Annotated in this window: 12 protein-coding genes and 1 pseudogene; 7 read left to right on the top strand and 6 right to left on the bottom strand. The window is 43.8% G+C overall.

What is annotated here, in order from left to right; genetic code table 11:
• The 5 genes and pseudogenes from ACX0G7_RS26775 to ACX0G7_RS26755 all read left to right on the top strand — a co-directional run.
• A pseudogene (locus ACX0G7_RS26775) lies at positions 1 to 467 on the top strand (gfo/Idh/MocA family oxidoreductase); the annotation flags it as partial.
• Positions 468 to 496: 29 nt separating this feature from the next.
• Entirely contained in the window at positions 497 to 1,540 is a 1,044-nt protein-coding gene (locus ACX0G7_RS26770; protein WP_458926618.1) for a DUF6807 domain-containing protein, read from the top strand.
• A gap of 59 nt (positions 1,541 to 1,599) precedes the next feature.
• Positions 1,600 to 2,580: a GTP 3',8-cyclase MoaA gene (moaA, locus tag ACX0G7_RS26765; RefSeq protein ID WP_458926617.1), complete on the top strand. Its 981-nt coding sequence runs from the start codon at positions 1,600 to 1,602 to the stop codon at positions 2,578 to 2,580.
• Positions 2,581 to 2,589: 9 nt separating this feature from the next.
• Positions 2,590 to 3,783 (top strand): molybdopterin molybdotransferase MoeA, encoded by a 1,194-nt coding sequence (locus ACX0G7_RS26760; protein ID WP_458926616.1) that lies wholly within the window; start codon positions 2,590 to 2,592, stop codon positions 3,781 to 3,783.
• Between the two features lie 71 nt (positions 3,784 to 3,854).
• On the top strand, positions 3,855 to 4,592 hold the full coding sequence (locus tag ACX0G7_RS26755) for a sulfite exporter TauE/SafE family protein (protein WP_458926615.1): 738 nt from the start codon (positions 3,855 to 3,857) through the stop codon (positions 4,590 to 4,592).
• A gap of 148 nt (positions 4,593 to 4,740) precedes the next feature.
• Here the strand turns inward: ACX0G7_RS26755 and ACX0G7_RS26750 are convergent, their stop codons facing one another.
• A complete protein-coding gene (locus ACX0G7_RS26750; RefSeq protein ID WP_458926614.1) occupies positions 4,741 to 5,262 on the bottom strand; it encodes a class I SAM-dependent methyltransferase in 522 nt (173 codons plus the stop codon).
• Between the two features lie 79 nt (positions 5,263 to 5,341).
• On the opposite strand from ACX0G7_RS26750, the gene ACX0G7_RS26745 reads away from it, so the two are divergent.
• A complete protein-coding gene (locus ACX0G7_RS26745) occupies positions 5,342 to 5,827 on the top strand; it encodes a TlpA family protein disulfide reductase (protein ID WP_458926613.1) in 486 nt (161 codons plus the stop codon).
• A gap of 100 nt (positions 5,828 to 5,927) precedes the next feature.
• Here ACX0G7_RS26745 and ACX0G7_RS26740 read toward each other — a convergent pair whose 3' ends face one another.
• From ACX0G7_RS26740 to ACX0G7_RS26720, 5 genes are all read right to left on the bottom strand, one after another.
• Positions 5,928 to 6,305 carry an SRPBCC domain-containing protein gene (locus ACX0G7_RS26740; protein WP_458926612.1) on the bottom strand — a complete coding sequence of 126 codons (378 nt, stop codon included), beginning with the start codon at positions 6,303 to 6,305 and terminating at the stop codon, positions 5,928 to 5,930.
• A gap of 176 nt (positions 6,306 to 6,481) precedes the next feature.
• On the bottom strand, positions 6,482 to 6,871 hold the full coding sequence (locus tag ACX0G7_RS26735) for a hypothetical protein (protein ID WP_458926611.1): 390 nt from the start codon (positions 6,869 to 6,871) through the stop codon (positions 6,482 to 6,484).
• A 1,947-nt stretch (positions 6,872 to 8,818) separates the two neighbouring features.
• Positions 8,819 to 10,045 (bottom strand): NAD(P)/FAD-dependent oxidoreductase, encoded by a 1,227-nt coding sequence (locus tag ACX0G7_RS26730; protein WP_458926619.1) that lies wholly within the window; start codon positions 10,043 to 10,045, stop codon positions 8,819 to 8,821.
• Positions 10,046 to 10,067: 22 nt separating this feature from the next.
• A complete protein-coding gene (locus ACX0G7_RS26725) occupies positions 10,068 to 10,250 on the bottom strand; it encodes a hypothetical protein (protein ID WP_458926610.1) in 183 nt (60 codons plus the stop codon).
• A 9-nt stretch (positions 10,251 to 10,259) separates the two neighbouring features.
• On the bottom strand, positions 10,260 to 11,921 hold the full coding sequence (locus ACX0G7_RS26720; protein WP_458926609.1) for a sodium:solute symporter family protein: 1,662 nt from the start codon (positions 11,919 to 11,921) through the stop codon (positions 10,260 to 10,262).
• A 242-nt stretch (positions 11,922 to 12,163) separates the two neighbouring features.
• Between ACX0G7_RS26720 and ACX0G7_RS26715 the strand changes: the two genes are divergently transcribed.
• Positions 12,164 to 13,012: inositol oxygenase family protein (locus ACX0G7_RS26715; RefSeq protein WP_458926608.1), on the top strand; the 849-nt coding region annotated here is incomplete at its 3' end.

Below are 13,012 nucleotides of genomic sequence, written 5' to 3'. Positions count from 1 at the left end.
CTGCAGTATTTGACTATGGTCCTCAAAACGATCCTAAGAGTGGATTCCAGGTGACCTTTGGATCCCGTATGCATAATGGCGATGAAAACCCGGCAGAAATTTATTACTCCAACGGCGGTGAATTAAATCTTAACACAAATAAGGTTTCACCAAAAGGTGGATTGCGTAAAAACTTTGCTGAGGCAATGAAAATGAAGCCAAATCTTCTGGAAGAAATCAGCTTGAAAGATACCGAGCGGGTTGTAGCATCTGCAAATACCGGCGGTGACAGGCTCACTTCAAACCACGTCAGGAACTGGATGGAATGTGTGATCAGCCGCAAAGAACCAAATGCACCTGTTGAGGCTGGCTATAGTCATTCCATAGCCAATATCATGACGACCGCTGCTTCTCATACCGGGCTCAAGGCAACATTCGATGAGAAAACCCAGGAAGTGATGGCCGGCAGCAAAGTGTTTACATTCTGATAGACTTCCAGCAACAATAAAAGATTTATATGCATATTTTTTCGAGAGGTTTCACTGTAATAGTTTTATCGTTTATGGTCTCAACTTCCTTTGCGCAAAAGCCATTGCCGGTAAAACTGGTGAAAAAAGAAGGTAAGCAGATAGACGTGATGATCGGGCAGAAGTTATTTACAAGTTTCAGATATCCTGATACACTGGAGAAGCCGATCTTATACCCGGTTTACAGCGCCGGTGGAACGATGGTTACCAGGGGATTTCCGCTCATGCCCAAACCAGGCGAACCCGATGACCATCCCCATCACATGGGAATCTGGTTTAACTATGAGAATTTAAACGGATTGGATTTCTGGAACAACTCATACGCCATCAAGGCGGATAAAAAAGCCGCCTATGGTTGGATTAAAACGGATAAGATCACCGAAACAAAAGATGGCAACACCGGTATCCTTGCTTATCATGCTAACTGGACGAATCAAAAAAACGATCTCATCGTAGAGGAAACCACGAGGCTTGAATTCAGCGGAACCGGCAACCGCCGGATCATTGACCGGACCACTGTGTTAACTGCAGCACAGGATGCATTGTTCAAAGACGCAAAAGATGCGTTGCTGGCCATCAGGGTAGCTAAGGAACTACAGATCCCGACGAAAGAAGAAAAGAGCTTTACAGATGACAAGGGCAATGCGACGGTTGTGAAGGCAAACGCAGTAGCAAACGGAAATTACCTGAGCAGCGAAGGAAAGTTGGGCGATAGTGTATGGAGCACAAGGGCCAAATGGGTCAATCTTTACGGTAAAATGGGCAATGATTCGATTAGCATTGCTATTATAGATCACCCGGAGAATATTAATTATCCAACCTTTTGGCATGCAAGGGGTTACGGTTTATTCGCTGCAAACCCTCTGGGAGAAAATGTATTTACCAATGGAAAATCTTCAAAGAATCTTCAGCTGAAAAAGGGAGAATCTGTTACCTTTCGTTATCGGATAATTGTGGATCAGGCGTCCAAAGCGTTATCTCCTGCAGAATTGAACGCACAGGCTGAAGCTTTTGCCTCAAAGAATGCAAAGTAAACTGCTGCTGGTATGTTGCTAAGCCTGTAATACAATAACAAAACAGGCCGGAGGTTATAATGATAATTGACAAATACAACAGGGTTCATAACTATCTCAGGATATCACTTACTGATAACTGTAATCTAAGGTGCTTCTATTGTATGCCGGATGAGGACTACGCATTCACGCCGGCTTCAAGACTTATGCAACCTGACGAAATCGAAAGCATAGCCAGCGTCTTTGTTGCTGAAGGTGTTAATAAGATACGTCTCACCGGTGGGGAACCATTAGTGCGCAAAGATGCTGCAGGTATAATCGCTAAACTGGCGGCGATGCCAGTAGAGCTGACTATGACAACCAATGCTACCCGGGTGCATGACCTGATCGATGTGATTGCAGATGCAGGAATAAAATCTTTGAACGTAAGCCTCGATACCCTCCAGGCTGATAAGTTTAACCTCATCACAAGGAGGAACCAGTTCGACACGGTAATGTCGAATATTCACCTCCTGATGAAACGCAATATCAGGGTAAAAGTGAATTGCGTTGTAATGAAAGGACTAAACGACAACGAGATCAACGACTTTATTGCCTGGACCAAAGATGTTCCCCTTGAAGTAAGGTTCATCGAATTCATGCCTTTTGCCGGTAACCGGTGGACGAGCAATAAGGTGGTGACATTGCAGGAAATCTTGTCGCAGGTGCAAAGCACCTATGAAGTACAGGCACTTCCTAATGATCTCCAGGATACATCAAAAAAATATGCAGTACCCGGACATGCCGGTAGTTTCGCCGTTATCAGCACGATGAGTGAACCATTTTGCGGTGGCTGTAACCGGATGCGACTAACCGCAGACGGTAAACTTAAAAACTGTCTTTTTTCCAAAACAGAAACTGACCTCCTGACTCCCCTTAGATCAGGTTTGGATATATTGCCTTTGATCCATCAATGCATAGGAGAAAAAGCGAAAGAGCTGGGCGGTCAGTTTGATCACCTGTTTCGCGAACTTCACCCGGAAGATATTCATAACCGTTCGATGATCACTATCGGTGGCTAAATAATTAAGATGATATCTGTTGGCCAGGCAAAAGCTATAATCAGGGAATCCTGTAAACCGCTACCACCAGTGCTGATGAAATTGGAGGATGCCGCAGGTTATTCCCTGGCGGAGGATCTTTATGCGCCATATGATATTCCCGGATTTGTTCAGTCTTCAATGGATGGTTATGCGTTTGCCTTTGATGATTATCATCCGGGTGAACCACTGAAAATAACCGGCGAACGTGCTGCAGGGCCGGCTACCCCAAAGGCGAGAGATTTTATCCTGCAACCGGGTGAAGCATGCCGGATCTTCACCGGAGCTGCCTTACCGGCGGGCGCTGATACTGTTGTAATGCAGGAGAAAACCAGAAGGCAGGAAGACTTTCTGTTCATAGCCGATCACGAAATTATCAAAGGCCAGTTTGTGAGGAACATTGGCGCCGAGGTCAGGAAGTCGGGATTGTTGTTACCCCGCGGTCATTACCTGAATCCACCTTCAGTAAGTTACCTGGCGGCAACCGGGCTAACAGAAGTCAGCGTATATCCCTTACCGAGAGTGTCTGTTATAGTTACCGGCAATGAATTCCAGGAGCGGGGAAACGCTCCTGAGTACGGGCTGGTGTTCGAATCGAACAGCCTCGGGCTGAAAGCCGCGCTCAATGTTGCCGGCATAAGGCACGTTAATGTATATTATGTGAAAGATACGCTGCAGGCAACTTCTGACATATTGAAGGTTGCATTAGGCGAAAGCGATCTCGTTTTACTTACCGGAGGCGTAAGTGTCGGGGAATATGATTTTGTTGTTTCTGCTGCCAACGCTTGCGGGGTTAAGACCGGTTTTCACAAAGTGAAACAAAAACCCGGGAAACCTTTGTTTTTCGGGATGCAGAATGATATTACGGTCTTCGGACTTCCAGGGAATCCTTCGTCTGTACTTACCTGTTATTATGAATATGTGTTGCCGGCTCTTGAGCAGATGAGCTTACTCCCTGCAAGCCTGAAGGAGCAGCAGGCAAAATTGGGACAGTCACTGATAAAGCCTGTAGGTCTCACTCATTTTATGAAAGCCATTTATCACGATGGGTATGTACAGTTTCTAAATGCCCAGGAATCGTTTCGACTGAGCTCATTTGCGAAGGCGAACTGTTTGCTGGTAGTGGGTGAAGAGGTGACATCATTGGAAGCCGAAGCGTTAGTAAATATTCATTTGCTTCCCTGATACAATATCGACGGCACAATAAGCTATTGCTTTCCATAACAACCATATAATTGCTTTTGTAACGCTATCAGATGGACCAGGTCATACTGTTTTACATTTTACTTTTTGTAGTTGCGTTTTTGTACGCCTCCGTCGGGCATGGCGGGGCCAGCGGATACCTCGCATTGATGGCTTTGTTTGCGGTCACTCCCGCTGTTATGAAACCAACAGCATTACTATTGAACCTGTTTGTTTCACTCACATCCTTCATACAGTTTTACCGTGGCAGGTATTTTAAATGGCGAATATTTTTGCCGCTGGCTATATCGTCAGTTCCGATGGCTTTTGCCGGTGGTTTGCTTTTGCTTGACGGAAACATTTATAAAAAATTACTTGGTGCCTTCCTGCTGATCCCGGCTTGCCGGTTCCTGTTTCTTCCTAATATCCCGGTAGAAGAATTCCGGAAGCCAAACCTGGTGGTCTCCCTGGTTATTGGAGCGGCTATCGGGTTCCTGTCGGGGCTGATCGGCATAGGGGGCGGCATTATTCTTAGTCCTGTACTGCTCATGCTGAAGTGGACCGACCAGAAACAAACTGCTGCAATAAGCGCCCTGTTTATTTTTGTCAATTCTGTTGCTGGTCTTGCAGGTCAGCTAAGCGTTGGGGTTAGTTTTGGCCCGGATATGATTGCATATGTAATCGTGGCCTTCAGCGGTGGTTTACTTGGTGCCTACTTTGGCGCATTAAAATTTAACCAGGAGATACTGAAATACGTCCTTGCTTTCGTATTGTTACTGGCCTCTTACAAATTGTTACTGACCGGTGCCTGACCGAAGCCGCGGTATGGGAGGTCATGTACTATCAAGGTTTTATGTCTACAACCTGATCTGCGCCTGACCGAAGTTGCTGTCTTTGTTTGATATGCATATGGTGAAAGTCGCCAAATTGTGAATGTTTACCAGTGTAAACTCATTTCGATCACCGGCTGATTATGCAGCCATAAATATCGGCGTCACGGTAAACCGAAGGAACAGCGTGTATAAACTCAATCTGTTGGTAGCCCGCCATCCTGAAAAGAGGGCCTAAAGCTGTGTATTTAAGAGGGTGGGGCACCCAGCGGTTGGACCTGTCCGTATCATATTCCACGATGATAAATTTGCCGGCTGGTTTCAATAGTCCATTCATGCGATCTATGAAGTGGGGCTTGTCTTTTACATAGTGCAGGGAGTTAGCCATCAGTATGCCATCCAACAACGGGAGGTCAAGTGAATCGGTAACAAAATCCGATTTACGGGTGATAACGTGGATTTCGTTTTGAATGTTACCATCTTTTACCTGGGGTGCCCTATCTATTGCGTAGATAGTACTCCGGGGATTAAGTAATGATGCCAGGGCCTTTGTAAACAGCCCGTTTCCGCAACCAAGATCGGCCCATTTTACAATTCCAGCCGCTGCGACCCCTGGGTGATTTATAAGAGAAACGGCTGTTTCTAAAAGCATTGCACCATCATGTTTTGTGAATTAATTAATACGTCAACAATAATTTATAATTATTTTTGGGGATTGTTAAATTAGTTATATGGGAAAAAAGCTGTTTTTATTTGCATTGGTTTTTGTCAGTATCTTATCCGTCAACGCTCAGAATACCCAGGCAAAGCCGCTGGCTCCATTCGATATTACACTCATCAACAATAAAAATCTCCGGGCCTTTGAATTGAAGAAAAACGAACCGGTAATGCTGATGTATTTCTCTCCGGATTGTGACCATTGCAAAGAATTGACAAAAGAGATATTAAAAAGTGCAAAGACCTTCGGAAACAAGCAATTGATAATGGTGACTTATTTTCCTATGCCGGAGGTAAAAAAGTTTGCCAACGACCTCGCTATTCAGAATTACCCAAATATTAAAGTGGGAACTGAAGGCATGTCGCTGGTGGTTCAGAAGCACTATAACATCAGGAACTTTCCATTCGTTGTCCTTTATGATAAATCCGGTAAACTTTCCAAAATGTTCCGGGAGCAGACACCGTCCAAAGATATAGTGAAAGCGATGCAACTATTATAAGCACCGGTAAATATTATAAGTGCCGGTCAGGTAAGAATCAGGCGACCGTGAAGTGCGGTTACCGAAGTAACGGTTCATTCCTAACATTACGGAGAATGCGTCAATCGAAGAACTCATCCAGTGAACCAAAATAATTAACGTTCCAGCCTTCCACAATATTCTCAAAATCTTCGTCAGGGATATTGGTTTGCCTCAACTCTACCGAACTGCCTTGTTTGTGGTCATGAATGATGATAGTTACTATTGATTTCTCTTCCTGGTCTCCAAAATACCATTCCTGCACAATCTTTTTCCCTGGAATAAACTCAAGATTCTTACCGCTTATCGACTCATCCCACAATGCAAATTCCGACCCCGGTTCTGTGCTCATTTCTGCGGGCTCGCCGGACCAGAGCTGTATCGTTGCCGGGTTTGTGAGCGCGTTGTACACTTCTTCGGGTTTTCCTGAAAGTAAATAGTACTTTTTGTAATCTTTCATAAGGCAAATTTAACCAGAATTCGTTTCATCTGTTTCATTGCTATGGCAACAATTATCCCAGGTTAAACACTCATCGTCACGCCGGGGGCTTTCAGCTATTTATCAAATGAAAAAAAAAGCCCTGGTCATTGACCAGGGCCGTTTTAAAGGGGAAGATAATCTGATGAGCGATGACCTTATAATTTATTTACAACAGTTTCAGATACATACTTAGAACTTCTGTTGATAGTGTAAACTTCAGATTTGTTAGTTTTCTTAGATTTAACTTCGATACGGATAGTCTCATCAATCATTCCTTCTGGATTCAACTTAAACTTCTTTGAGATGTTGCTTCCCTTAATTTTATCAGCATACAAAGTGTTTCCCAGGTTGTCCTTGATGGTTACATAAAATTCTTCAACCTCTTTGTTGTTAAGATCAAGTTGGAAAACCGGAGCTTCGTCAACAGCGCTGATCATTTTAACCTCGATAGAAGATGGTTTTTTCTCGTCTGTAGCAGATGCTGTCAGGTTAAGAGACAAAACAAAAAATAAAGACAGTGCGAATGTTACTAGTGTTCTTTTCATAATAATTGAGTTTTTAGAGTTTTAGATTAAGATGCTATAGTTAAAAAAATTGTTAATTGATATTTTGATTGTTAATTGAAATACTAAAAAATAAACGTTAAAAAAGTTTTGTTCAATGTAGCAATCGGGCGGCAGGCAAAAGTTGGAGTGTGTGACTGTTCGGCGATTCGTACCCGCCTGTTCGTCTTTCGTGATACAAACTTACGCCGGGTTTTTGCAGTTCAAAAATCAACATGAACGTGTTTTCCTTATGGTAAACGCTTGAGACAATTCCTGAAACCCTTGTGGGATCAGCATTTTGGAAAAAAAATAATATGATGTCCAGCAGAATTTTTAAGCATATTATTCGATAAAAACACTGTCAAATTCATATTTAGTTAACATATTAATGAGGTTTTTCACAAGTAGTCGCGTATAAACCCTGTTATTTATCACATAATATCTGCGGTTATCCCACCCTGTTATCGGGTGCCTTATGCGAAGTAGACCTATGCCGTATGCTAAGGAGACCTATGCATTAGGCCAGGGAGAAGAAGAAAAAGCACGGCAGAATGCCGATTCATACATTAATACAATATCATTTGTGCATACCTTATTCGTCAGCTTATACGCAAATGTTAGTACGTCATCCTGTGCGGGTATAGTTAACGCGTCAGCCTGAAGCTGCTCCTCAACACTTGATCTTTTAATTGCCTCAACCTGGTTATGCTTACAAGGCAGAGGTCATTTGGTGGATTTTATGTAGTAACCAATAGTATGGTACCAGGATCTAAGTGTGAACTATTAATCATACAACAGGATCTAAATGTCAGCTATTAATCATGCACCAGGATCTCGTTGTGAACAATTAATCATGGAACAGGATCTAAGTGTAAGCTATTAAACATGCACGGGATCTCGGTGTGAACAATTAATTATAGAACAGGATCTAAGTGTGAGCTATTAATCATGCACGGGATGAATATTTATAACAGCCGCGGGGCAATTGGAAGGGCTGGTTGGGATAGTTTGTAAGGCAATCGTCCGCATAAAACGATAGCAGCATGATCGGATTCTCACTGTTTAATGATGATTTAAGAGTAACGATTTAATATTGATTCAATATTACGGTGAAAATGAATGCATTATATCGGGCGTTAGCCAGGCATCAATAAAAGTCGCTCTGGTAATGATTATCAGGATAAATACTAACAATCGTTAATATTATGATAAGGGCGGGCTGACTTGTTAGAACGCATGGTATATATTCTTAATTTTGCGACTGGAACGGGATAGTAGGGCACCAGATGCCAGGGATACAAAGGACAGGAGTTGACGATTCTCTCTGATAAGTTCCGCGATAACCGATTTTGCTATTACAATACTATTATCTCTCCACCAATTTTAATGTTTACTATAAATAATTGCTGAATGTTTATTTAATGAACAGCACTTCAGCATTATTTGAATATACACCCATGGAAGTCCAGTTTTTGAGAACCCAACCCTTCGAATCCGACCCTTCGAATCATAAGTTGTGCTGATATCCACCCTGAATGTTATTCGTCCTGTGAAAACCCGATCCTTATGAAGGCGGCACTTTGTAGATTTGCGTAGTTATGGATCCTGGTCCTTATGGAATGTTAGAACGCAATCATTCGCCCGTTGGGATGTCCACCTTTGAAAATGTGATCCACGCGCTATAGAAAGCTATTATCGTCGAAAGCATTGTGCATAAGCGTTACCCCTGCACAGTGCTGTGAAACTGATGATCGCCCCGTTGAAAATCCAATATCCAATCGCAAATCAATCTACTTGTCCATTTAAGATAAGATTACAAGATTTGTTTTGTCAGGCAAACTGCATTTTGAAGAAAGCAGTAAATGCCTTTTACCTGGTTTAAGGAAGTGGGCTGATGGTCGGCCTGCGGGCAGTCGGCGTTTGACAACAAATTGCCGGCTGCTATTTTTACTTAGAAAACCTTTGCATTATCACCCGGAAATAAAATCGGGGAGAAGCCAGTTGTTTCCTTAGTTTAACATCATACAGCATACCCGAAATCAGGGTCTGGAGTGCTTTCGAGATACTTCCTCTTTTCATCAGCCAGTTAAACAGGCGTGGGTAGGCAGCGAGCCTTTGTAGACGTTTACTTAATTTGAACTCCGGTCCGAGCACACGGTATAATTCCATATCATAGGCCGCAAGAGAATCGGCGGAGTAGTCTTTTGTCGTTATACATTTTGCTGCCTGCAATGCCGCGATTCGCCCGGCATACATGGCGTTACCAATACCTTCCCCGGTAAGTGGATCGATCATGAATCCGGCGTCTCCGACAAGCATGTAATTATCTCCCGAGATCTTTCGTTGCTTTACCGCCAGCGGTAGGCCATAACCTTCTATCTTGCCATTGAGGAAAGCGTCTGAAAACCTTTCTTTCAGAGCCGGGTCAGTGGAAACTGTCTCCATCAGTAACTTCCGAAGATTGATTTTTTTTCTACTGACATCGCTGCTCAACATGTCCAGGCCAACATTTGCTTCGCCGCCTGGCAGGGGAAAGATCCAAAGGTATCCGGGAAGGCACTGATTCAGAAAATGAAGCTCTATGAATTGGTCAGTATGCATGTTTTTGACATTGCTGAAATAACCACGTACACCCGCGGAATATTCATGAGGCGTGTATGAAAATTTTGCGTGTCTCTTCGTAAATACCGAATGTGCACCATTTGCTGCAATAAGGAGTGAGCACGTTATCTGTACGTTTCCCCCGGCGTCTGATAAGCGATAACCGTTTTCAATTTTTTCATAGGTGTCGATTCCAATGCCTTCAATCAATTGAACACCGGGAGCTTTTTTCAACTCTTCTACCAGGAAATTATCAAAATGATATCTTTTACAAACGAATCCAATTGGGTTATCAACAGTTTTGTTATAATCAGTTTTATATGGAATGGGCATCGCATATCGCCCGGGTGAAACAAAGCTCACACCCCAGCTTGGTTGCTTATTATCAAACGCACGAAATCGTTCAGCCAGGCCGGGATCAATCTTCTCAAGTATGGTAATGACTTTTCCACTAAGGCCATCGCCACAAACTTTGTCGCGGGGAAACGTAGCCTTATCTATGATGGTGCATTCGATACCAAGACGGCTTAATTGCAGCGCCACCGTGGCGCCTGCCGGTCCGGCGCCAACTATACAAATGGATGTAGAGATTGTCTTAATCTGGTTTGCTTTTGGTTAAGACCATAAAAATGCCGAATAACACAAATCCCCCCGCGGTATAAAAAGTAATGTTGCTGTTGGCGGATTCGTTCATAAGGCCGTTAATAATCAGGATGGCCGAAACAAGCAAAAAGAATAAACCGATCACAAAACTAAGTTCGTTGAGGCGCTTATACATATGCGTTAGTTAAAAGAACACAAAATTAAGAATCAATGTGATTGTAATCAGGATGATGCTGAGAGGCACTACACGCAGGTACCATTTTCCCTCGTAGTATTTTGGTTTCTCAGTCAGAGAATAAACCAGGCCCTTCAGTTCTTCGTCCGATTTTGGTTTTGTAAACAGGCTCACGATAATGGTGGTGAAGAAATTGACCACCCACGACACTGAAGCCACAATGAATGCCTGGCCCATCCCGCTTTTAATTTCCCAGACCTCGGCGATCCATCCGCCTTTTCCTTCTGCAACCGTAAGCCCGTGTGTGAATGCAGCACCCAGTGTTCCTGCAACCAATCCCCAGAAGGCTCCGTGAGCCGACGTCCGCTTCCAGAACATGCCCAGCAGAAAAGTGGCGAACAATGGTCCGTTAACAAATCCAAATACCAGTTGCAGAAAATCATTGATGTTGTTGAAACCTTTGGCAATGTAAGCCGTCATGATCGAAAAGAGGATCCCGATTACGGTGATTACTTTTCCTACCTGCAGATAATGTTTGTCGGATTTATTCTTTACAAAATACGGTTGATAGATATCATAGGTGAATACCGCGTTAAATGCAGTCACATTACCGGCCATACCGCTCATGAATGATGCGATCAGGGCAGTGATACCTACTCCCAACAGGCCGCTTGGATAGTAATGAGCCACCAGAGAAGGCAAAGTCATGGTGTAATCCAGTTCACCTTTATCGGTCAGCGGAATGCTATAGCCTTTAGACTGAAGCGCAGGTTGCATCAGCGCTATCGCAATTATCCCCGGAAGTACCACAATGATTGGCATAAGCATTTTTGGTAATGCAGCAACAATAGGAGTACGTTGCGCGTCACCCATGTTTTTAGCGATCATCGCCCGCTGCACGACCAGGAAGTCAGTGCACCAGTAACCAAATGACATCACAAAACCGAGTCCGAAGATCAGGGACATAAAGTGCAGACCCATCGGGTTGCTGTCAGCATCACCCATATATTTCCAGGCATGTGTCATTTCAGGTTGAAGCTGCGATTTAATATTCTCCCATCCACCTGCATCCTGGAGTCCAACGATAACGAGAGGCGATAACCCGAGAACGATAAGGAAAAACTGCAGGACCTCATTATATACGGCGCTGGTCAATCCACCGAGGAAAGTGTAAGTTGCAACGATCCCGGCAGCGATCCAGATCGAAATGTCAAAATCCCAGTGAAGTATCACCTCAAGTAGTTTGGCCAGTGCATATAAGGAGATCCCTGATGAAAAGACCGTCATAACGGCAAAAGAGATTGCGTTCAGCCCCCTCGTTTTTTCGTCAAAACGCAGTTTGAGGTATTCCGGAACACTCCGTGCCCGGCTACCGTAATAAAAGGGCATCATAAATACCCCCAGGAAAACCATGGCAAAGATGGCACCCACCCAATAGAAGTGGACGGTCATTATACCATATTTTGCTCCGGAAGCTACCATTCCGAGTACCTCCTGGGCGCCCAGATTGGCGGAAATAAATGCGAGGCTGGTGATCCAAAGCGGGATGTTTCGCGAGCTGGAGAGAAAATCGTTGCTGGATTTGATTTTTTTCTTGATCAGAAATCCCACTCCTATTACAAAGAGGAAGTAGACTATGATCACTAGGTAATCGGCAATCTCTAATTTCATTCGTTCATTTTTTCTATGGTCGGAAGAAAATGCCCGGAGACAATCTCATTTTAGTAAGATGTCCGGATAAAGGGCCTTTCATGTCAATCGTATAGCGTTATCCAGGTTCTGGGTGCACAATATATTTGTTTCATGGGATTTGCAATCATTTTCCTGCACTGGGCGACTTTAACGCGCGGCTTTTTGCATTCTCGGGTGATTTTTGTAATTTGTTGCCTCATATATTCAATAAACGAACAGCTATGTCATCGCTAAAAAACGAGTCATTCACTCCCGAAGAAATAAATCCACTGCGTAGTCTTGATGAGTGGGAAGACGCTGTACTTGAGCGCTACCCTGAACCAGATACTATCGCTAAGGACAAAGCGAAAGATGAATTCAGAAACTATGAAGAGCCGGGCCGCGACACGGTCAGGGAATTTTACCGTTTGAATCATACTTACCAGACCTATGATTTTGTGACAGAGAAAAAGGACGATTACCTCAAATTTGATAAAAAGGAAATGCCGGTTTGGGATGCGTTCCAATTCCTGAATCAGCTTGTCGATGACTCTGATCCCGATACGGACCTTGATCAGTTCCAGCATCTCCTCCAAACCTCTGAAGCCATCCGACGCGATGGTCATCCTGACTGGATGGTACTGACGGGACTTATGCATGATATGGGTAAAACACTTTGCCTTTTCGGCGAACCACAGTGGGCGGTTGTCGGCGACACATTCCCGGTAGGATGCGCTTACTCCGATAAGATCGTCTATCCCGAGTTTTTCGTAAACAACAAGGATTATTCGGATCCGAGATATAATACTAAACTTGGTGTATATGAAGAAGGCTGCGGACTTCGCAACGTTCATATGTCCTGGGGCCATGATGAATATGTATACCAAATGATGAAAGATTACATTCCTGAGCCGGGTTTGTACATGCTCCGTTACCATTCGTTTTATGCATGGCACCGCGAAGGAGAATACAGTCACCTGCTTGATGATCATGATAAGGAAATGCTGAAATGGGTAAAACTGTTTAATCCTTATGATTTGTATTCGAAAAATCCAACACCACCGGTTTGGGAAGAACTCAAACCTTATTAC

This window comes from Flavitalea antarctica (assembly GCF_054461535.1).
Note: the sequence above shows the minus strand (reverse complement) of the source record. Positions and strands in the feature narration are given on the sequence as shown.